Annotated in this window: 18 protein-coding genes; 15 read left to right on the top strand and 3 right to left on the bottom strand. The window is 72.1% G+C overall.

Annotated elements, in window-relative coordinates; all coding sequences use genetic code 11:
- Nucleotides 1-152: 152 nt before the first annotated feature.
- The gene (locus LY05_RS08625) at nucleotides 153-776 is read right to left on the bottom strand and encodes a prolyl-tRNA synthetase associated domain-containing protein (RefSeq protein ID WP_148922864.1); all 624 of its coding nucleotides are present in this window, start codon (nucleotides 774-776) and stop codon (nucleotides 153-155) included.
- A 147-nt stretch (nucleotides 777-923) separates the two neighbouring features.
- Here LY05_RS08625 and thrC point away from each other — a divergent pair, with 147 nt between their 5' ends.
- The 3 genes from thrC to LY05_RS08610 are packed head-to-tail and all read left to right on the top strand — an operon-like array spanning nucleotide 924 to nucleotide 4,189.
- Nucleotides 924-2,327 (top strand): threonine synthase, encoded by a 1,404-nt coding sequence (thrC, locus tag LY05_RS08620; protein ID WP_072747295.1) that lies wholly within the window; start codon nucleotides 924-926, stop codon nucleotides 2,325-2,327.
- Nucleotides 2,324-3,589: a M16 family metallopeptidase gene (locus LY05_RS08615; protein ID WP_072747294.1), complete on the top strand. Its 1,266-nt coding sequence runs from the start codon at nucleotides 2,324-2,326 to the stop codon at nucleotides 3,587-3,589. The genes thrC and LY05_RS08615 overlap by 4 nt, the downstream gene beginning before the upstream one ends.
- Before the next feature lie 15 nt (nucleotides 3,590-3,604).
- On the top strand, nucleotides 3,605-4,189 hold the full coding sequence (locus LY05_RS08610; protein ID WP_428842402.1) for a GNAT family N-acetyltransferase: 585 nt from the start codon (nucleotides 3,605-3,607) through the stop codon (nucleotides 4,187-4,189).
- A gap of 313 nt (nucleotides 4,190-4,502) precedes the next feature.
- Here LY05_RS08610 and LY05_RS08605 read toward each other — a convergent pair whose 3' ends face one another.
- A complete protein-coding gene (locus tag LY05_RS08605) occupies nucleotides 4,503-6,059 on the bottom strand; it encodes a polysaccharide biosynthesis/export family protein (RefSeq protein WP_249041910.1) in 1,557 nt (518 codons plus the stop codon).
- A gap of 290 nt (nucleotides 6,060-6,349) precedes the next feature.
- On the opposite strand from LY05_RS08605, the gene LY05_RS08600 reads away from it, so the two are divergent.
- From LY05_RS08600 to LY05_RS08570, 7 genes are all read left to right on the top strand, one after another.
- Complete coding sequence (locus LY05_RS08600) at nucleotides 6,350-6,994, top strand: sugar transferase (protein WP_249041909.1); 645 nt, start codon at nucleotides 6,350-6,352, stop codon at nucleotides 6,992-6,994.
- A 28-nt stretch (nucleotides 6,995-7,022) separates the two neighbouring features.
- Complete coding sequence (locus LY05_RS08595; RefSeq protein WP_148922861.1) at nucleotides 7,023-8,186, top strand: glycosyltransferase; 1,164 nt, start codon at nucleotides 7,023-7,025, stop codon at nucleotides 8,184-8,186.
- An 88-nt stretch (nucleotides 8,187-8,274) separates the two neighbouring features.
- Nucleotides 8,275-9,861: a flagellar basal-body MS-ring/collar protein FliF gene (gene fliF / locus LY05_RS08590; RefSeq protein WP_342707609.1), complete on the top strand. Its 1,587-nt coding sequence runs from the start codon at nucleotides 8,275-8,277 to the stop codon at nucleotides 9,859-9,861.
- Nucleotides 9,858-10,562 (top strand): FliH/SctL family protein, encoded by a 705-nt coding sequence (locus tag LY05_RS08585; RefSeq protein ID WP_148922860.1) that lies wholly within the window; start codon nucleotides 9,858-9,860, stop codon nucleotides 10,560-10,562. Before fliF ends, LY05_RS08585 begins: the two co-directional genes overlap by 4 nt.
- On the top strand, nucleotides 10,555-10,866 hold the full coding sequence (locus tag LY05_RS08580; protein ID WP_083581281.1) for a FliM/FliN family flagellar motor switch protein: 312 nt from the start codon (nucleotides 10,555-10,557) through the stop codon (nucleotides 10,864-10,866). Before LY05_RS08585 ends, LY05_RS08580 begins: the two co-directional genes overlap by 8 nt.
- A complete protein-coding gene (gene fliP, locus LY05_RS08575; protein ID WP_148922859.1) occupies nucleotides 10,856-11,605 on the top strand; it encodes a flagellar type III secretion system pore protein FliP in 750 nt (249 codons plus the stop codon). Before LY05_RS08580 ends, fliP begins: the two co-directional genes overlap by 11 nt.
- On the top strand, nucleotides 11,602-12,690 hold the full coding sequence (locus LY05_RS08570) for a flagellar motor switch protein FliG (protein ID WP_072747288.1): 1,089 nt from the start codon (nucleotides 11,602-11,604) through the stop codon (nucleotides 12,688-12,690). Before fliP ends, LY05_RS08570 begins: the two co-directional genes overlap by 4 nt.
- Nucleotides 12,691-12,884: 194 nt before the next feature.
- Here the strand turns inward: LY05_RS08570 and LY05_RS08565 are convergent, their stop codons facing one another.
- Entirely contained in the window at nucleotides 12,885-13,544 is a 660-nt protein-coding gene (locus LY05_RS08565; RefSeq protein ID WP_072747287.1) for a GntR family transcriptional regulator, read from the bottom strand.
- A gap of 151 nt (nucleotides 13,545-13,695) precedes the next feature.
- Between LY05_RS08565 and dctP the strand changes: the two genes are divergently transcribed.
- The 5 genes from dctP to LY05_RS08540 all read left to right on the top strand — a co-directional run bounded on the left by dctP (nucleotide 13,696) and on the right by LY05_RS08540 (nucleotide 19,430).
- A complete protein-coding gene (gene dctP, locus LY05_RS08560) occupies nucleotides 13,696-14,685 on the top strand; it encodes a TRAP transporter substrate-binding protein DctP (protein WP_148922858.1) in 990 nt (329 codons plus the stop codon).
- A gap of 102 nt (nucleotides 14,686-14,787) precedes the next feature.
- Nucleotides 14,788-15,336, top strand: coding sequence for a TRAP transporter small permease (locus LY05_RS08555; RefSeq protein ID WP_148922857.1), 549 nt, complete (start codon nucleotides 14,788-14,790; stop codon nucleotides 15,334-15,336).
- On the top strand, nucleotides 15,336-16,652 hold the full coding sequence (locus LY05_RS08550) for a TRAP transporter large permease (protein WP_072747284.1): 1,317 nt from the start codon (nucleotides 15,336-15,338) through the stop codon (nucleotides 16,650-16,652). The genes LY05_RS08555 and LY05_RS08550 overlap by 1 nt, the downstream gene beginning before the upstream one ends.
- Nucleotides 16,649-17,908: a malonyl-CoA decarboxylase gene (locus LY05_RS08545; RefSeq protein ID WP_148922856.1), complete on the top strand. Its 1,260-nt coding sequence runs from the start codon at nucleotides 16,649-16,651 to the stop codon at nucleotides 17,906-17,908. Before LY05_RS08550 ends, LY05_RS08545 begins: the two co-directional genes overlap by 4 nt.
- 4 nt (nucleotides 17,909-17,912) lie before the next feature.
- The gene (locus tag LY05_RS08540; protein WP_148922855.1) at nucleotides 17,913-19,430 is read left to right on the top strand and encodes a malonate--CoA ligase; all 1,518 of its coding nucleotides are present in this window, start codon (nucleotides 17,913-17,915) and stop codon (nucleotides 19,428-19,430) included.
- Nucleotides 19,431-19,792: the final 362 nt, after the last annotated feature.

Here is a 19,792-nt window from a genome sequence, read left to right as displayed (position 1 = left end):
TCCCTTTTCCGTTTCGCGCGGGGCGCGGCGCGCGGCCGGCGGGCGGGCGCGCAGGGCGCGGCCCCGGGCTTGTCGTCTTGCGTCAGGCACAGATGTAGTGCCGCGCCGCGCGATGGGCAACGGGAACGGCGGCCAGGGGGCCGCGCCCGGCGTCAGTCCGCCTCGCGGTCCCCGCCCTGGCCCGCCGCGGCCTCGCGCGCGGCGGCGCGGGCCTCGAGCGGCGCAAGGTCCAGCATCAGCGGCGCGCGCCCCAGATCGGACAGGAAGCGCATCAGCCCCTCGGGCGTCAGGGCCAGCGTCGCCTCGTTGTGCAGGGGGTGGAAGTTGACCAGCTCGGCCTCGGCAAGGCGCCGGTCGAGAGCGAAGCGCACCAGACCCTCGGCGTCGTTCATCAGCGCGAAGGGCGTGACCGCGCCGGGCCGCACGCCCAGAAGGCGCGCCATGTCCTCGGCCGCGCCGAAGGACACGCGCCCCGCGCCCAGCGCGCGCCCCAGATCGTTGACCGAAAAGCGGCTGTCCTCGCGCGTCGAGACCAGCCAGAAGCCGCCGTCGCGCGCCTTCAGGAACAGGTTCTTGGTGTGCGCGCCGGGCATGACGCCGCGCAGGGCGCGGCTCTGCTCGACCGTGTGCAGGGGCGGGTGCGCATGGCGCCGCCACGCCACCCCCAGCGCATCCAGCCGCGCCAGCAGCGCCCGTTCGGCGGGGTTTGCGGCGGCCTCGGCCGCGCCTTGCGTCTGCGTGCGCGGGGCGGCCGCGGGGGTCGGGTCGTCGGTCATGCCTGTCCTCTCGGTCCTGGGGGGTTGCGCGCGGCCCTTTCTGGCCGCCGCCCGCGGCCAAGGCAAGCCCGCCGCGCGCAAGCGATGTTGTGACGCGCCCGCCAATCCGCTACTGCGGAGCGGAGCTTGCAGACAAGGATCCAGCGCGTGAAATACATCAGCACCCGCGGCGCCGCCCCCGCCCTGTCCTTCGAAGAGACGATGCTGACCGGCCTCGCCCGCGACGGCGGCCTTTACGTGCCCGAAAGCTGGCCGCGGATGAGCCGGGACGAGATCGCGGCCCTTGCCGGCCTCGAATACGAAGAGGTCGCCCATCGCGTCATGCGCCCCTTCGTCGGCGACGCCTTCGCCGAGGACGAGCTGCGCGCCATCATCGCCGACGCCTATGCGTCGTTCGACCACCCGGCCCGCTGCCCGCTGGTGCAGATCGGCGCCAACGAGTGGATTCAGGAGCTGCACCACGGCCCCACCCTGGCCTTCAAGGACGTGGCCATGCAGCTGATCGGACGGCTGTTCCAAGCCTCGCTGGCCCGGCGCGGCGAGCGCGTGACGATCATCGGCGCCACCTCGGGCGACACGGGCTCGGCCGCCATCGAGGCCTTCCGCGGGCTGGACGCGGCCGAGGTCTTCATCCTTTTCCCCAAGGGCCGCGTGTCCGAGGTGCAGCGCCGCCAGATGACCACCCCGGCCGACGCGAACGTGCACGCCCTGGCCGTCGAGGGCGACTTCGACGATTGCCAGGCGCTGGTCAAGGCCGCCTTCAACGACCACGCCTTCCGCGACCGCGCGCGCCTTGCGGCGGTCAACTCGATCAACTGGGCGCGGGTGCTGGCGCAGACGGTGTATTACTTCACCGCCGCGACGGCGCTGGGCGCGCCCTGGCGGGCGGTCTCGTTCTCGGTGCCCACGGGCAATTTCGGCGACATCTTCGCCGGATACGTGGCGCGACGCATGGGGCTGCCGATCGGGCGGCTCGTCATCGCGACCAACCGCAACGACATCCTCCACCGCACCGTGCAGAGCGGCGAGCACCGCAGGCAGGGCGTGGCGCCCACCATCTCGCCCTCGATGGACATCCAGGTCAGCTCGAATTTCGAACGCCTGCTCTTCGACCTGCTCGACCGAGACGGCCCCGCCGTGGCGCGCCTGATGGACGAGCTGCGCGGACAGGGCGGCTTCTCGCTGCCCCAGGGCGCGCTCGAGCGCCTGCGCGCCGAATTCGACAGCGCCCGCTGCGACGAGGACCAGACGCTGGCCACCATCGCAGACATCCACGCCGCGACCGGCCTCGTCATCGACCCGCACACCGCCGTCGGCGTGCACGCCGCGCGCGCCGCGCGCGGCGACCGCGCCGCGCCGATGGTGGTTCTGGGCACGGCCCACGCCGCCAAGTTCCCCGACGCGGTCGAGCGCGCCTGCGGCGTGCGCCCCGCCCTGCCCGCGCGCATGGCCGATCTGTTCGAGCGCCCCGAGCGCGTGCGCGACCTGCCCAACGACCTGGACGCGCTGCGCCGCGCGGTGCTGTCCGCCCTCGAAGGAGACGGCGCATGACCGAGATCCGCCTCCACACCCTGCCCAACGGCATGCGCGTCATCACCGAGCGCATGCCCGGCCTGGCCTCGGCGGCGCTGGGGGTGTGGGTCGCGGCCGGCGCCCGCCACGAGGACGAGCCCGAGAACGGCCTGGCGCATTTCCTCGAGCACATGGCCTTCAAGGGCACCGGCACGCGCAGCGCCGCGCAGATCGCCGAGACGATCGAGAATGTCGGCGGCTACCTGAACGCCTACACCAGCCGCGAGACCACCGCCTATTACGCCCGCGTCCTGGCCGAGGACGTGCCGCTGGCCATGGAGCTGATCGCCGACATCCTGCTTGATTCGGTCTTCGCCGAAGAGGACATCGAGGTCGAGCGCGGCGTCATCCTGCAAGAGATCGGCCAGGCGCTGGACACGCCCGACGACATCATCTTCGACTGGCTGCAGGAGGCCGCCTTTCCCGGCCAGCCCATCGGCCGCCCGATCCTTGGCCCGGCCGAGCGCGTGCGCGCCTTCGGGCGCGAGGATCTGCGCCGCTTCGTCGCGCGCCATTACGCGCCCGACCGCATGATCCTGGCCGCCGCCGGCGCGGTCGATCACGACCGCCTGGCCGCGCAGGCCGAGGCGCTGTTCGGCGCCCTGCCCGCGCGCGCGGCGCCGCCCGTCGCGCCCGCGCGCTTCGTCGGCGGCGAGCACAGGGTGGAAAAGCCGCTCGAGCAGGCGCATTTCGCCCTGGCGCTGCCCGCCCCGGCCTATCGCGACCCGGATTTCCACGCCGGGCAGGTCCTGGCGACGCTTCTGGGCGGGGGCATGTCCTCGCGCCTGTTCCAGGAGGCGCGCGAGAAGCGCGGCCTGTGCTACACGATCTTCGCCCAGGCCTCGGCCTACGAGGACGCCGGCGCGATGACCATCTACGCCGGCGCCTCGGCCGAGCAGCTGGCCGAGCTGGCCGTGCTGGTGGCCGACGAGCTGCGCCGCGCCGCGCGCGACATCGACGAGGAGGAGACCGCCCGCGCGCGCGCCCAGCTCAAGGCCGGGCTGGTGATGGGGCTGGAAAGCGCCTTCGGCCGGTGCGAGCGCCTGGCCCGCACGCTTCAGATCCACGGCCGCGCGCCCGATCTGCAGGACACGATCGCGCGCATCGACGCGGTCGACGCCGCCGCCGCGCGCGCAGCCGCGCGCAAGCTGGCGCAGTCCGAGGCGCTGGCCGCGGCGCTTTACGGTCCCGTGGCCGACGCGCCCGACATCGAGGCGCTCAAGTCGCGCATGGCGGCCTGAGCGGCGGGCGGCATGCTGTTCCGGCTGCGCAAGGATCCGGCGATCGAGACCGAGCGCCTGATCCTGCGCCCGCCGCGCCTGGCCGATCACGCCTCATGGGCGCGGGCGCGGCGCGAAAGCGCCGAGCATCTGGCCCCCTGGGAGCCCGCCTGGGCGCCCGATCACTTGAGCGTACGCGCCTTTCGCAACCGCGTCGCCTGGGCGCGGCGGCTGATCGACGACGACCGCGGATTGCCGCTGCTGCTGTTCCTGCGCGAGGCCCCCGCGCGCGTCATCGGGGCGCTGACCATCGACAACCTGCGCCGCGGCCCGGCGCAGGCGGCGACGGTGGGCTACTGGATCGCGGCCGAGCAGGCCGGGCGCGGACTGATGACCGAGGCGCTGAGCGCGGCGCGCGACCATGCCTTCGGGCGGATGGATCTGAGCCGCCTCGAAGCGGCCTGCCTGCCCGAGAACGCGCGCTCGCGCCGCGTGCTCGAGCGATGCGGGTTCAAGTATGAGGGCGTGGCGCAGGCCTATCTGCAAATCGCCGGGCGTTGGCGCAATCACGTGCTTTACGCGGCGCTGCGGGCCGACCGGCGCGGGCGCGTCGGGGGCTGAGCGCCCCGCGCCGCGGCCGGCCGACGCGCTGCGGCCGACGCGACCGGATCGACGCGCCCCGGCCGCCGCGACGCGGCGAGGGGCCCCGGGCGGGCGGGCCCCCCAACGCGTCCACGCGGGCCGATCCGCGAGGCGGCGGCCGCCCGGCGGCGAATGCTCCGGTCCTGGCCTGGCCGGGCCGGGCGGATGCCGACTGCTCCGCCCCGCTCCGGGCGAAGCCGGCGCCCCGCCGACCGCCCGCCAAGGGCGCCCCGCGGCCGCGCTCCGCCCCCCGAAGCCCCCCGAAAGGCGCCGTCCGCCTGCCCCCGAGCGGTCAGTTCGTGGCCAGCGCGGCGGCCTGGGTGAACACCGTCGGCGTCAGCTGCGACAGCACGCGGTTCCAGGTGGTGATCGGCTGCTCGGCGACGAAGACGATGTCGTTCGGCCGCAGCTCGAAGCGCGCGGCGTTGACCAGGTTGGCGGCGTTGCGCGCGTTCAGGTGATAGGCCGTGACGGCGCCGAACTCTTCGGGCCGGGACGAGGCTCGCAACACGTAGATCTCGCCGTAATCGGCGGTCTGGATGCTCAGCCCGTCGCCGTTGAACAGCGCGTCCGCCAGATGGGCGCGCCCCTCGAAGGGCAGCGGCAGACGGGTCGGACGGCGCGCCTCGCCGGCCAGATAGGCGTAGCCGCGCGGCGCGGCGCCCAGCTCGAGACGGTCGCGGAAGGCGGCGCGCTGGGCGGCCTCGTCGGCGCGGCGGTCGGCGTTGCGCGCCGCCTCGTATTGCGCCGCTGCAAGACGCAGCTGCGCCAGCTGGTTGCGCAGCTGGACCTTCTGCGCCTCGAACTGGGCGATGGTCAGGGCGAAGCGCGCCTCGTCGATGTCGGCCTGACGCTGGCGGAACGCGAATTCGCGCTCGCGCAGCTCGGCCTCGCGCCGGCGCAGCTGCTCGGAGAAATAGGCGCGCGCCTGCTCGACGTCGTAGGACAGGTCGACGAACACGCTGTCGCCGTCGCGCAGCGTCACGTCGTTGAGCCCGTCGCGGTCGTAAAGCCGGTCGAAGGGAATCTGATAGACCTCGCCGTCGCGGAACAGGCGGATCACGACGTAGTCGCCGTCGGCGTTCACGCCCCCGGCCATCTGCAGCGCCTCGGACAGGCGCAGCGGCTTGAGGGTGATGGGGGCGATGCGCGGCTCGCGCACCGCGCCGCCGATGCTGACGCGCTGCGAGTTGAACTCGGCGATCTCGAGGCTGAACGAGGGATCGAAGCGCTTCTCGACCAGGGCCTGGAAGATGGCCGCCTCGGCTTCCTCCAGCGTCAGGCCCGCGATGCGCACGCGCCCGACATCGGGGATCGCCACCGCGCCGTCGTCCTGGACGATGTAGCCTTGGCGCTTGGTCTGCGCGGCGATCAGCCCGGGCACCTGGTCGAGCGTGGCGTTCGAGGTGTCGGCCGACAGCAGGATCACGTCGGCCACGCCGATGCGGTAGGGCTCGGGCGGCGCGGCGGGCGGCAGGCGCAGCGCCGGGCGCCCGGGCGGGGGCGCGGGCTGGGTGGCGACGGCGGGCAGATCGTCCCCGGCGGCTTCGGCGCCTGCGGCGCCCGCCGCTTGCGGCGCGGGCAGTTCCGGCATGCGCGCATCCACCGGCCCCAGCGCCGGCGCCTGAGCGCCCGGACGGGGCCGGAAGGCGTCGGGCAGGCGCGGGGGCGCGTAGGGGCTCATGTTCGCCTCGACCACGGCGGCATGGGTCAGCGGCACCACGCGCACATCCAGATCCGACGCGGCGCCCAGCGCCAGTCCGGCGCCCGTCTCGTGCACCGCGGGCGAGGTGTATACGGCCCCGCATCCCGCCGCCGCCAACGCCGCAAGCAACACGGCCTTCTTCATCTCGTCGCTCCCTGCCCTTGACGCGCCGCGCCCCGGCGCACGCCGACCATCGGCTTTCGGGCATAGCATCGCGGGCAAGTCCTGTTAAGCGCCGGCGGCGCTCCGGGCCAAGATTTCGCGCCCGCCGGCGTCGTCGCCGCCGCGGTTAACCGTCATTTGCGTTGAATTTTATGTGAATTTGGGCTGATATGCCCGTCCAAGGCGACGCCGCGCGCGCGTCCGGTCTTTTCGAGTCGAGATTTTTGCCGATGCCGTTTGCGAACGCCCCCCGAACCTCCGCCGCGCCGAACATGCGTCTGGCCATCATGCGCGGCGGGGCCCACGGCTTCTACGCCCGCCGGCTCAAGCGCCCGCTCGACATCGCGCTGGTTCTGCTGATGCTGCCCGCGGCGCTGCCCGTCATCGCGCTGCTGGCGCTGGCCACGGCGGCGGGCGGCGGCGCGCCCTTCTTCGGACATGCGCGCATCGGCCGGGGCGGGCGCCCGTTCCGATGCTGGAAGATCCGCACCATGCGCCCCGACGCGGACGCGGCGCTCGAACGCCTTCTGCGGACCGACCCCGAGGCGGCGCGGCGCTGGCGCGAGCGCGGCAAGCTCGACCCCGACCCGCGCGTGACGCCCCTCGGGCGCTTCTTGCGCAAGACCTCGCTCGACGAGCTGCCGCAGCTGTGGAACGTGCTGCGCGGCGACATGAGCCTGGTCGGCCCGCGCCCCGTCACCGCCGAGGAAATGGTCCACTACGCCGCCGCCCCCGAGGCCTACCTGCCCCTGCGCCCGGGTCTGACGGGGCTGTGGCAGACCGGGCCGCGCAACCAGACGGGCTATGCCGAGCGCGTCGCCATCGACCTCGACTACAGCCGCCGGGTCAGCCTGGCGCTCGACCTTCGGCTGTTGCTGCGCACCGTGCGGGTGGTGCTCCGGCCGACGGGGCTTTGAGCTGGCGAATGCGCGCAAGGAGGCGCCCGTGAAGGTCGCCGTCATTCACTACTGGCTGGTCGGAATGCGCGGCGGCGAGCGGGTGCTCGAGCGCATCTGCGAGCTGTTTCCCGAGGCCGACATCTTCACCCATGTCTGCATTGCGCAGAACATCAGCCAGCGCCTGCGCGCCCACCGCATCCGCGAAACCTTCATCGCGCGCCTTCCCGGCGCCCGGCGGGCCTATCAACGCTATCTGCCGCTCATGCCCCGCGCGCTCGAGGAGCTGGACCTGAGCGGCTACGACCTTGTGCTGTCCAGCGAATCGGGCCCGGCCAAGGGCGTGATCGCGCCGCCGGACGCGCTGCATCTGTGCTATTGCCACTCGCCCATGCGCTACATCTGGGACCAGCATCACGCATACCGCGCGGCGCTGGGGCCGCTGGGGCGGGCGGTCTTCGCCGCCGCCGCGCCGCGCCTGCGCCTGTGGGATGCGGCCAGCGCGGCGCGCGTGGACGCCATCGCGGCCAATTCCCGCTTCATCCAGCGCCGCATCCGCCGCTGCTGGGGGCGCGAGGCGCGCGTCATCCATCCGCCGGTGGACCTCGCGGCCTACGCCCCCGGCCCGCCCGAGGGCGAGGCGGGCTACCTGTTCCTGTCCGAGCTGGTCCCCTACAAGCGCGCCGACATCGCCGTGCAGGCGTTCCGCGCGCTGGACCTGCCGCTGACGGTGGCGGGCGACGGCCCCGAACGCGGCCGCCTCGAGGCCATGGCAGGCCCGCGCACGCGATTCCTTGGCCGCGTGCCCGCGTCGCGGATGGCGGCGCTCTACCGCTCGTGCAAGGCGCTGATCTTCCCGGGGGTCGAGGATTTCGGCATCGTCCCGCTCGAGGCCATGGCGTGCGGGCGCCCCGTCATCGCCTATCGCGGGGGCGGCGCCCTGGACACGGTGGTCGAGGGGCGCACGGGACTGTTCTTCGACGAGCAGACCCCCGAATCGCTGGCCGAAGCGGTTCTGCGCTTCGAGCGCGATCATGGCGCGCGCATGGACCCCGACCCGATCCGCGCCCACGCCATGGGCTTCGGCCCCGAGCGCTTCAAGTCCGAACTGGCCGCGATGATCGCCGACGAGGCCGCGCGGATCGGCGCCCGGCTCGACCCCGGCGACCTGCGGCGGCGCGCCGAGGCGGCCGAAGGTTTCTCAACGCGATAACCGAATCTTAAGCCTGCGGGGCCAAAGCTGCGCCTAGGCCAGAAAGGCCGATCCGTAACCACCCGGATACGCAAGGCGAGAGAACGGCGTGAACCTGATCCAGACACTGCGGGGCATGGACCCCGGCAAAAGGCTGGTCGCGGGACTGGCGGCCATCGCGGCGATCATCGCCGTGGCGGGGCTGCTGCGCATCGCCTCGCAGCCGGCCATGGCGCTGCTCTATGCCGGGCTCGAGCCCGGCGCCGCGGGCGAAGTGGTGACCGCGCTCGAATCGCGCGGCGTCGCCTACGAGGTGCGCGGCGACGCCATCTACGTGCCCGAATCCGAGCGCGACCGCCTGCGCATGTCGCTGGCCGCCGAAGGCCGGCCCTCGGGCGGCGCGGCGGGCTACGAGCTGCTCGACGATCTGTCCGGCTTCGGCACCACCTCCGAGATGTTCGACGCCGCCTATTGGCGCGCGAAGGAGGGCGAGCTGGCGCGCACCATCCTGGCCCTGCCCGGCGTGCGGCGTGCGCGCGTGCACATCGCCAACCCCGCCCGCAAGCCCTTCGAGCGCCGCGTCGAGCCCACGGCCTCGGTGACGGTGGCCATGCGCTCGGGCGTTCTGGGCAAGCCGCAGGCGCAGGCGATCCGGCATCTGGTGTCCTCGGCCGTGGCCGGCCTGCAGCCCGAAGCGGTCACCGTGGTCGACGCCGAGGGCGGCGTCATCCTGGCGCCGGGCAAGGACGCGCCCGCGCAGGGCGCCGGCTCGATCGCCGAGGAAAAGGCCGCCATCCTCAAGGCTAATGTCGAGCGCCTTCTGGCCGCGCGCGTGGGCGAAGGCGCGGCGGTGGTCGAGGTGTCGGTCGAGACCCGCACCGAATCCGAGAAGGTCACCGAGCGCGTGCTCGACCCCCAGAGCCGCGTCGCCATCCATTCCGACACCGAAGAGACGAACGAATCCGAGACCGGGACGACCGCCAACGTCACCGTCGCCTCGAACCTGCCCGACGGCGACGCGAATGGCGGCGGGCAGTCCAAGCGCAACGCCGCCACCACGCGCGAGCGCATGAACTACGACGTCTCGGAAGTCCTGCGCGAGCGCGTGACCGCGCCCGGCGCCGTCACCCGCATCTCGGTCGCGGTCCTGGTGGACGGCATCCGCACCGTCGGCCCCGACGGGCAGGAGGTGTGGACGCCGCGCCCGAAGGAAGAGCTCGACGCCCTGCGCGAGCTCGTGCAGACGGCGGTGGGCTTCGACCCCTCGCGCGGCGACGTGGTCTCGATCGAGAGCATGGAGTTCGCCCGCCCCGCCGAGCAGGGCGTGGCGGCCGAGGCCGACGCGGTCGACTTCCTGGCCGCCAACGCCATGACCCTGATCCAGCTGGGCGTGCTCAGCGCCGTGGCGCTGGCGCTCGGGCTGCTGGTGCTGCGCCCGATGATCACGGCCCCGGCCCAGCCGAGGCTGACCGAAATCAACCCGTCCGGGAACGAGCAGAACGCCCCCGCCCTGCCCGGACAGACGCCCGACGTCGCCGGCTCGCTCGAAGCGGCGGGCGAGGTGATCGACGCGCGCAACGTGGCCGTCGACCATGTCGAGGCCCTGCGCAAGACCGTCGAGGCGCGCAAGGAGGACGCCACGCTGGTTCTGCGCAGCTGGCTTGAAACCGCCGAAGCCGAAGGAGAACGCGCATGAGCGGACATGCCCTGAAGTGGGAAAGCTTCGACGCCGACCTCGAGGCCGCCCGAGAGGCCAGGGCCGCCTCGGGTCCGGCGCTGTCGGTCGTGCGCGAGGCGCCGCGCCCCGCCGCCCCGCCGCCCCAGCCCGCCGGCGCGCAGGAGATGGCCCCGCCCATGACGCGCGCCGAGCTCGACGCGATGATCGCCGCCGCCCGCGGCGAGGGGCGCGCCGCCGGCTTCGAGGAAGGCGTCGCCCGCGCCGAGGCCGACTTCTTCGCCGAGATGCGCCTGCTTCTGGCCGAGATCGCCGAGCGCGCCGGCGACGTCGAGCTGATCCGCGCCCGCGCCCAGGAAGAGGCGGCGGCCGGGCTCGAGCGCGTCGCCAACGCCCTTCTGACCGCGGTCGCGCCGGCCTTCGCGCGGCTTGGCCTGGCGGATGAGGTCGCCCGCGTCGCGGCCGACGCGCTGCGCCGCGTCCCGCAGTCGCCCCTGCGCATCCGCGTCGCCCCCGCCCAGGAGCAGAATGTGCGCGAAGCGCTGGATTACGCCGGCGTCAAGGCCGAACTGACCGCCGACCCCGAGCTGTCGCCCATTACGGCCCTCGTCGAGTGGGACGAGGGCGTGGACAAGATCGACCTCGACACCTGCATCGCCGAAGCGCACGCCGCGATCGATGCGCATTTCCAACCCCGCAAGGAGATGAAGGCCAATGGCTGAGGACGTCGCCGCCGCGCAAGAGGAATCCCCCCAGCCCGCCGCCAGGCCGTCCAAGGCCGCGGCGGTGCTCAGCGTCCCGATCGAGGTCGTGGTCTCGGTCGGCAAGGCGCGCCCGTTGATCTCCGAGCTGGTGAACCTGCGCCGCGATTCGGTGCTGCCGCTGGACAGCAGCATCGAGGACCCCGTCGAGATCTATATCGGCGAGAAGCTGATCGCGCGCGGCGAGCTGCAGGAGATGGACGACAACAGCGGCCGCCTCGCCGTGCGGCTGACCGAGGTGGCGGATCTGTCGAATGGCGTCTGAACGGGTCAGGCGAGCGGCCGCGCTGTGCGCGCTGGCGGCGGCGGTTCTGATCGCCGCGCCGGCCGCCGCGCAGCAGGTCTCGATCGACCTCGGCGGCGAAGGCTCGCTGACGCTGCGCGCGGTCCAGCTGTTCGGGCTGGTGACGCTGCTCAGCCTGGCCCCGGCCATCGCGGTGATGGCCACCTGCTTTCCCTTCATCGTCACGGTTCTGTCGATCCTGCGGCAGGCCATCGGCGTGCAGCAGGCGCCGCCCAGCATGATGATCGTCAGCCTGGCGCTGTTCCTGACCTATTTCGTGATGGAGCCGGTCTTCGTCGACGCATGGACCCAGGGGCTCGAACCCCTGTTCGCGCAGCAGATCGACGCGCAAACGGCCTTCGAGCGCACCCTTGCGCCCTTCCGCGTCTTCATGGAGGCGCGCGTGGACCCCCAGACGCTGGCCGAGATGGCCGCGGTCGCGCCGGGGCGCGAGGCCGCGCCGCCCGCCGATCCCGCGCCGCTGTCGATCCTGGCGCCGGCCTTTCTGCTGAGCGAGATGCAGCGCGCCTTCGAGATCGGCTTCCTCGTCTTCCTTCCCTTCCTGCTGATCGACCTGGCCGTCGCCTCGATCCTGATGGCGATGGGCATGATGATGGTTCCGCCGGCCGTGGTGTCGCTTCCGTTCAAGCTGGCCTTCTTCGTGGTCGGCGACGGATGGTCGCTGCTGGCCGGCGCGCTTGTCCGAGGTTATGGCCAATGAGCGAGGCTGCCGCCCAGACCGCCAACCTGCCCGCCGTCGCCCCCCGCGCCGAGGTGGCCGTCGCCGCGCGCCCCGCCCTGCCGGCGCGCCCCCTGACGCTGGCCGAGAAGGCGGCGGTGGTGCTGGTGGCGCTCGGCCCCGAGACGGCCAAGGAAATCCTGGGCGCCATGGGCGACGACGGCGTGCGCCTGTTCGCGCGCACCGTCTCGCGCATCGATCAGGTGCCCCACCACCAGGTCGTCGAGGTGCTGGAGGAATTCCTGGCCCTGGTCGGCGACGAGCTGACCTTGCGCGGCGGCGCCGAGGCGGCGCGCAATTTCCTGGTCAAGGTCGTGGGCCCCGACGGCGTGGCGCGCATCATGGAGGATCTGAGCGGCAAGGGCGGCCGCTCGCTGTGGACGCGGCTTGGCGACACGCCCGATCCGCAGCTGGCCAACTGGCTGCACACCGAGCATCCGCAGGTCATCGCCGTCATCCTGTCCAAGCTGCGCTCGGTTCAGGCCGCGCGCATCCTCGAGCGGCTCGAGGATGCGCTGGCGCGCGAGGTGGTTCTGCGCATGGGCCGCGCGCCGCGGATCGAACCCAGGGCGCTCGAGATCGTCTCGGCCATCATCGAGCGCGACGTGGTCGTGGCCGCCGAGCGCACGCAGGGCGTGCGCAAGCCGACCGAGGTGATCGCCAACCTCATGAACCATGTGGGCGGCGAGGTGCGCGAAGCGCTCCTCAAGCACATGGAGGAGACCGACGCCAAGCTGGCGCAGGAAGTGCAGAAGCTGATGTTCACCTTCGCCGACATCGCCGACCGCGTGGCGGCGCGCGACGTGGCGCAGATCGTCAAGGCGGTCGACGAGCCCGTCCTGCTGGCCGCGCTCAAGACCGCGCGCGCGGCGCAGGACCCCGCCGCCGACTTCATCCTCAACAACATCCCCAAGCGCCTGTCCGAGCGTCTGATCGAGGACATGGAGATGATGGACGACATCCGCCAGAAGGAAGGCGAGGCCGCGCAGGGCGAGGTCATCCAGGCGATCCTGACCCTGGCCAAGCAGGGCACGATCAAGCTGATCCGCCAGGACGAGGACGAGTGACCCCCGCCCCCGCGCGCCGCTCATGCGCCGCCGGAGCGGCTCGTCGCGCCCTCGGGCGCGCCGCGCGGCGGCGGCGTCGGGCGCAGCCGGGGCCGGCCCGGCGCGGGCGCAAGGCCGCGGGCGGCGTCCCCTCGGCCGCGGGGCGCGGCGTCTGACGGACGCGCACGCCGCCCGCCCGCGGCGACGCGCGCGGGTCACTCCGCCGCGGCGGGCTTCAGGCTGGACATGAGGCAGAAGAACTTCTCGCCCTGGATCGCCACATGGCCGCGCAGGGCTTCGGCGGCCATCGCCTCGTCGCCCGCCTCGAGCGCCGCCAGAATGGCCTCGTGCTCCTGCATCGACTGCGCCATGCGCCCGCGCAGCCGCAGCTGCCGGCGCCGAAAGGGCTTGAGGCGCCGGTGCAGCGCGCGGGTCTCGCCCTCGAGAAAGCCGTTGCCGGACTCGCGGTAGATGATGCCGTGAAAGCGCTCGTTCCCGGCGTAGTAGGCCTCGGGATCGCCAGCCTCGACCGCGGCGCGGCAGCGGGCGTTGGCCGCCCGAAGCTCGTCCAGCGCCGCCTCGGAGATGCGCTTGGCCGCAAGGCGCCCGCACACCACCTCGAGCTCGGCCATGACCTCGAACATCTCCATGAGCTCGACCGGGCCGAGCTTGCGCACGAAGGCGCCGCGCCGGGGCACCAGCTCGACCAGACCCGAGCGCGCCAGCCCCTGAAGGGCCTCGCGCAGCGGCGTGCGCGAGACGCCGAAATGCTCGGCCAGACGCACCTCGTCCAGCCGCGCGCCGGCCGGAAGGGTTCCGTCGAAGATCCGCTCCTCGAGCTCGCGGGCGATGATGTCGGCGCGTCTTTCCTGCATGCGGAAAAGGCTATCATCCCACCCTCTGGAACGCAATCCCGGCGTTCTTGTATACAAAAAAGTTGACCAGGAAAACACGCGGCCCCTATGCTGCCCCCCGAGCCGGCGCAGAACCGGCGGACCGGAACCGAAGCCACATGGGAGGAAAGCCATGAAATCGTTCGTTGCAACGGCGTTCGCGGCCGCGACGGCCGCCGCCGTCGCGCTCGGCGCCGCCGAGGCGCGCGAGCTGCGCCTGTCGCATCAATGGTCGAACCAGGACGTGCGCCACAAGGTGGCGCAGATGGTCGCCGACGAGGTCGCCAAGGCGAATGTCGGGCTCGAGATCAAGATCTACGGCTCGAAAAGCCTGTTCAAGCCGCGCGAGCAATACAAGCCGCTTTCGCGCGGCCAGCTCGACATGACCGTGCTGCCGCTGGCCTACGCCGCCGGCCAGCAGCCGGCCTACAACCTGACCCTGATGCCGGGGCTGGTGAAGAACCACGACCACGCCGCGCGCCTCGTCCGCTCGCCCTTCATGAAGGAGCTGGAGAAGAAGATGGCCGAGGACGACGTCATGGTCCTGGTCCACGGCTATCTGGCGGGCGGCTTCGCGGGCAAGGACAAGTGCATCACCGGCCCCGAGGACGTGAAGGGCCTGCAGATGCGCGCCGCGGGCAAGTCGTTCGAGCAGATGCTGGCGGGCGCGGGCGCCTCGATCGCGTCCATGGCCTCGTCCGAGATCTACAACGCCTTCCAGACCGGCGTTCTCGACGGCGCGAACACCTCGTCCTCGTCCTTCGTCAGCTATCGCATCTACGAGGTGGCCAGCTGCTACACCCCCGCGGGCGACGTGGCGCTGTGGTTCATGTATCAGCCGCTCCTGATGAACAAGTCCACCTTCGAAAGCCTGACGCCCGAGCAGCGGAAGGCCCTGCGCGACGCCGCCGCCAAGGCCGAGGCCTTCTACCTTGAAGAGGCCAAGAAGCAGGACGCCGAGTCGGTCGAGGTCTTCCGCAAGGCGGGCGTCGAGATCGCCGAGATGACGCCCGAGGATTTCGAGGCATGGCGCGAGATCGCCCGCCGGACCTCCTACAAGGCCTTCGTCGAGGAGGTTCCCGACGGCCAGCGGCTGCTGGATCTGGCCCTGTCGGTCGAGTGATCCGATGACGCGAGGCGGGGCGGCCGCGCCTGCGCGCCGCCCCGTCGTCGCCTTCGGCGCCCCGGCGCCTGCGCAAACCCATTCCACGCCCCGGAGCATCGCATGACCGCAACTCCGTCCACCCAGCCCCGCTCCCCCTCGCCCATGGCCTTCGTGCGCGTCGTGGCGGCGATCTCGCAAGCCGCCGGCTGGTGCGCCGCCGGCATGATCCTGGCCGCGGTGGCCATCACCTGTCAGATGATCTTCATCCGCTTCGTCCTGAACGGCTCGACCGTCTGGCAAACCGAGGCGGTGGTTTACCTGGTCGTCGCCGCGACGCTCGTCGGCCTGCCCTACGTCCAGCTGCTGCGCGGGCATGTCAACGTCGACCTCGTTCCGCTGGCCCTGCCCCGCCGGGCGCGCTTCGCGCTGGCGGTGGCGACCTCGATCGGCTCGATCGCCATCGTCGCCCTGATGCTGTTCCACGGCTTCGAATACTGGCACGTGGCGTGGGAGCGCGGCTGGCGCTCGGACACGGTCTGGGGCGTGCGGCTGTGGATTCCCTACCTGTCGCTGCCGGTGGGCTTCGGGCTGCTGCTGCTGCAGCTGACGGCGGATCTGGCGGCGCTGATCGCCGGCGACGACAAGCCCTTCGGACTGGAGGCCGCCTGATGGATCCGTTGCTTCTGGGCGCCCTCGTGGCCGCCGCGACCATCCTGGTGCTGTTCTCGGGGGTCTCGGTGGCGCTGGGGCTGCTGATCGTGTCGGCGGCGTTCCTCATGATCTTCGACGGCGCGCGCTCGCTCGAGCTGATGCCCGAGATCTTCTTCGGCAAGCTCGACAACTTTGCGCTGCTGTCGATCCCGATGTTCATCATCATGGGCGCGGCGATCTCGTCCACGCGGGCGGGCGCGGACCTTTACGAGGCGCTCGAGCGCTGGCTGACCAGGGTGCCGGGCGGGCTGGTGATGTCGAATCTGGGCGCCTGCGCGCTGTTCGCCGCCATGTCGGGCTCAAGCCCGGCCACCTGCGCGGCCATCGGCAAGATGGGCATTCCCGAGATGCGCAAGCGCGGCTATCCCGACGGCGTGGCCGCCGGCTCGATCGCGGCGGGGGGCACGCTGGGCATCCTGATCCCGCCTTCGGTGACGATGATCGTCTACGGCATCGCGACCGAGACCTCGATCGGCCGCCTGTTCCTTGCCGGCGTCGTTCCGGGGCTGCTGCTGGTGGCGCTGTTCATGGCCTGGTCGCTCTACTCGACCTGGGCCTCGGGCGACGCGGCGCGGCTGGCCCCGCGCAGCTATTCGTGGGCCGAGCGCTTCGAGATCCTGCCGCGCGTGCTGCCCTTCGTCGCCATCATCATGGGCGTCCTCTACGCCATGTATGGCGGCGTCGCGACGCCGTCCGAGACGGCGGCGGTGGGGGCGCTGCTGTGCCTTCTGATCGCCATCGTCATCTATCGCATGTGGGACCCGCGCGCGATCTGGGCGGTGCTGCGCGACAGCACGCGCGAAAGCGTGATGATCCTGTTCATCATCGCCGCCGCGGGCGTGTTCTCCTACATGCTCAGCGCCCTGTTCATCACCCAGTCCATCGCCCAGTGGATCGGCACGCTGGAGGTGAACCGCTGGGTGCTGATGGGCGCGGTCAACCTGTTCCTGCTGGTCGCGGGCTTCTTCCTGCCGCCCGTGGCGGTGATCCTGATGGCGGCGCCGATCCTGCTGCCGATCATCACCACCGCCGGCTTCGATCCGATCTGGTTCGCCGTGGTGCTGACGATCAACATGGAGATCGGGCTGATCTCGCCGCCCGTGGGGCTGAACCTGTATGTCATCAACGGCATCGCGCCCGACATCTCGCTGCGCACCATCCTGGTCGGCTCGCTGCCCTATGTGGGGTGCATGGTGCTGGCCATCATCCTGCTGTGCCTCTTTCCGGGCCTGGCCACCTGGCTGCCCGACGCGGTGATGGGGCCGGCGCAATGACCCGGCTGGCCGATCTTCTGGCCACCGTCTTCGAGCGCCGCCAGCGCGGCGAGCGCGTGCGGCCCCGCTTCGCGGACCGGCCCCTGCCCGAGCTGGCCCATGCGCTGCTGGGCTCGGCGGGCGAGGCGTCGGGGCTGGCGCTGGCCGAGGCCGTTCTGGCCCGCTACGAGGCGCTCGACGACGCGGGCCGGCGCGACTTCCTGTCCGAGGTCGCGCGCACGATGGACATCGACCCCCGGGCCGTGCGCGCCGCGCTCGAGGGCTACGAGGCGCGCCCCGCCCGCGACACCTACCAGGCCTTCGCCGCCGCCGCCGAGCCGCCGCGCCAGGAGCTGATCCGCCGGCTCAACCAGGCGCCGGGTGCGACGACGCGCCTTGTGCGCATGCGCGCCGACCTTCTGCGGCTGGGGCGCGGCGATCCGCCGCTCGAGGCGCTGGACCAGGACTTCCGCCACCTGTTCGCCTCGTGGTTCAACCGCGGCTTTCTGGTGCTGCGCAGGATCAGCTGGGAAAGCCCGGCGCACATCCTCGAGAAGATCATCGCCTACGAGGCGGTGCACGCCATCGACAGCTGGGACGATCTGCGCCGCCGCCTTCAGCCCGAGGACCGGCGCTGCTACGCCTTCTTTCACCCCGCCATGCCGGACGAGCCGCTGATCTTCGTCGAGGTGGCGCTGACGCGCGGCGTTCCCAGCTCGATCCAGGCGCTTCTGGCCGAGGACCGCCCGCCGCTGCCCGCCGAAGAGGCCGACGCGGCGGTCTTCTACTCGATCTCGAACTGCCAGAAGGGCCTGTCGGGGATTTCGTTCGGCAACTCGCTGATCAAGCAGGTGGCGGCCGACCTTGCCGCCGACCTGCCGCAGCTTTCGACCTTCGTGACGCTCTCGCCGATCCCGCGGCTGGTCGAGTGGCTCGAGCGCGAGGGCGTCGCGTGGGATCCCGCCGACCCCGAGCGCATGCGCAGGCTGGCCGCGTGGTATCTGCTCAACGCCAAGGGGCGCGACGGCATGCCCTTCGACCCCGTCGCGCGCTTTCACCTGGGCAACGGCGCGATCGTGCACGCCGTTCACGCCGATGCCGACGTCTCGCCCAAGGGACGCGCGCAATCGGGCGGCGCGATGGTCAACTACCTGTATGACCTTGGCAAGGTCGCGCAGAATCACGAGGCTTTCGTCGCCCGGCGCGAGGTTCGCGCAAGCGCCGAGGTCCGCGCGCTTGCCGAGCGCGCCCAGATCAGCCCCACCGAGGAACGATGACGCCATGGCCAACCCGCTTTACGACCGCCTCTTCGCCATCCACGAAGGCAAGACCAAGCCGTTCATCCGCCTGCCCGACGGGCGCGAGATCAGCTACGCCCGGTTCCTGAGCCGCAGCGCGCAGATCGGGGGCGCCATGGCCGAGATGGGGCTTGCGCCGGGCGACCGGGTCGCGGCGCAGGTCGAGAAGTCGCCCGAGGCGCTGATGCTCTACGCCGCCTGCGTGCGGGCGGGGCTGGTGTTCCTGCCGCTCAACACCGCCTACACCTCGGACGAGCTTAGCTACTTCATCGAGAACAGCGGCGCGGGGCTGATCGTCTGCGACCCGGCCCGCAAGGACGAGATCGGCGCGATGGCCCGGCGTCTGGGCGCGCGGCTCGAGACGCTGGCCGCCGACGGAAGCGGCTCGCTGACCGAGCGCGCCGCCGGCCAGAGCGACCGCTTCGCCACCGTCGACCGCGACGAGGACGACCTGGCCGCCCTGCTCTACACCTCGGGCACGACGGGCCGCTCGAAGGGGGCGATGCTGACCCAGGGCAACCTTCTGTCCAGCGCGCTGACCCTGACCGAGGTCTGGCGCTTCACCGAGCGCGACGTTCTGCTGCATGCGCTGCCGATCTTCCACACCCACGGGCTTTTCGTGGCGACGAACGTCGTGCTGGCCGCGGGCGCGAGCATGATCTTCCTGCCCCGGTTCGACATCGACCAGATCATCGAGAACCTGCCCCGCGCGACGGCCATGATGGGCGTGCCGACCTTCTACACGCGCCTTCTGGACGATCCGCGCCTGACGCGCGAGCTGGTGGCGCACATGCGCCTGTTCGTCTCGGGCTCGGCGCCGCTTCTGGCCGAGACGCACCGCGCCTTCGAAGAGCGCACGGGGCATCGGATTCTCGAGCGCTACGGCATGACCGAGACGAACATGAACACCTCGAACCCCTATGACGGCGAGCGCCGGGCCGGAACGGTCGGCTTTCCGCTGCCGGGGGTCGAGATCAGGATCACCGATCCCGAGACGGGCGCCGAGCTGCCCCCGGGCGAGATCGGCCAGATCGAGGTGCGCGGGCCGAACGTGTTCAAGGGCTACTGGCGCATGCCCGAGAAGACCGCGCAGGAGCTGCGCGAGGACGGGTTCTTCATCACGGGCGATCTGGGCATGGTCGATTCCGACGGCTACATCCACATCGTCGGGCGCAACAAGGACCTGATCATCTCGGGCGGCTACAACATCTATCCCAAGGAGATCGAGCTTGTGCTCGACGCCCAGCCGGGGGTGAAGGAAAGCGCCGTCATCGGCGTGCCGCACCCGGATTTCGGCGAAACCCCGCTGGCGGTGATCGTGCCCGAAAAGGGCGCCAGGCCCGAGCGCGCGGCGCTGGAGCAGGCCGTGCGCGCGGCGCTGGCGCGCTTCAAGCACCCGCGCGAATACGTCTTCGTGGACGAGCTGCCGCGCAACACCATGGGGAAGGTGCAGAAGAACCTGCTGCGCGAGCGCTACCGCGACGCCTTCGCCGCCGCGTGACCCGCCGCCGGGGCCGACCGCCGCGCCCCGGCCTGTCGCGGCGAAGCGCGGCGGTCCCGCACCGAAGCCCGCGCCGAAGGCGCCGGCAGCCTGCGCAGGCCCGAGCGCATGCTCGGCCCGCGCCCATGCGCGCGCCGAAGGCGCGGGCCGGCGCCGCGCATCGTCCAGCCGACCGGGGCCGCGCCCCAGCGCGGCGAACGCGCGCCGAGCGGGCGGCAGGTCCTTCGGCGGGCCGACGCTCCGCCCCGCCGACCGCCCCGCCGGCCTGCCCCGCCGCCCCGCCCCCGTCGCGGCGGATTGCAGGCCGGGGCCCTGCGCGCGGAGCGCCAGGACCGCGCCGCCGCCAACCCGCGCCGCGCCCT

The organism is Oceanicella actignis, from assembly GCF_008124525.1.
Lineage (GTDB): Bacteria > Pseudomonadota > Alphaproteobacteria > Rhodobacterales > Rhodobacteraceae > Oceanicella > Oceanicella actignis.
The sequence above is the reverse complement of the archived record's forward strand: the minus strand, read 5'-3'. Positions and strand labels throughout refer to the sequence as shown.

What these genes read in the sequence shown, in the direction of transcription:
- LY05_RS08615 (WP_072747294.1), top strand. Translation starts at nt 2,324, where the DNA reads ATGACCGAGATCCGCCTCCACACCCTGCCCAACGGCATGCGCGTCATC.
- LY05_RS08580 (WP_083581281.1), top strand. Translation starts at nt 10,555, where the DNA reads ATGGCTGAGGACGTCGCCGCCGCGCAAGAGGAATCCCCCCAGCCCGCC.
- LY05_RS08605 (WP_249041910.1), bottom strand. Translation starts at nt 6,059, where the DNA reads ATGAAGAAGGCCGTGTTGCTTGCGGCGTTGGCGGCGGCGGGATGCGGG.
- LY05_RS08570 (WP_072747288.1), top strand. Translation starts at nt 11,602, where the DNA reads ATGAGCGAGGCTGCCGCCCAGACCGCCAACCTGCCCGCCGTCGCCCCC.
- fliP (WP_148922859.1), top strand. Translation starts at nt 10,856, where the DNA reads ATGGCGTCTGAACGGGTCAGGCGAGCGGCCGCGCTGTGCGCGCTGGCG.
- LY05_RS08545 (WP_148922856.1), top strand. Translation starts at nt 16,649, where the DNA reads ATGACCCGGCTGGCCGATCTTCTGGCCACCGTCTTCGAGCGCCGCCAG.
- LY05_RS08600 (WP_249041909.1), top strand. Translation starts at nt 6,350, where the DNA reads ATGCGTCTGGCCATCATGCGCGGCGGGGCCCACGGCTTCTACGCCCGC.
- LY05_RS08550 (WP_072747284.1), top strand. Translation starts at nt 15,336, where the DNA reads ATGGATCCGTTGCTTCTGGGCGCCCTCGTGGCCGCCGCGACCATCCTG.
- LY05_RS08540 (WP_148922855.1), top strand. Translation starts at nt 17,913, where the DNA reads ATGGCCAACCCGCTTTACGACCGCCTCTTCGCCATCCACGAAGGCAAG.
- LY05_RS08585 (WP_148922860.1), top strand. Translation starts at nt 9,858, where the DNA reads ATGAGCGGACATGCCCTGAAGTGGGAAAGCTTCGACGCCGACCTCGAG.
- LY05_RS08555 (WP_148922857.1), top strand. Translation starts at nt 14,788, where the DNA reads ATGACCGCAACTCCGTCCACCCAGCCCCGCTCCCCCTCGCCCATGGCC.
- LY05_RS08565 (WP_072747287.1), bottom strand. Translation starts at nt 13,544, where the DNA reads ATGCAGGAAAGACGCGCCGACATCATCGCCCGCGAGCTCGAGGAGCGG.
- dctP (WP_148922858.1), top strand. Translation starts at nt 13,696, where the DNA reads ATGAAATCGTTCGTTGCAACGGCGTTCGCGGCCGCGACGGCCGCCGCC.
- LY05_RS08625 (WP_148922864.1), bottom strand. Translation starts at nt 776, where the DNA reads ATGACCGACGACCCGACCCCCGCGGCCGCCCCGCGCACGCAGACGCAA.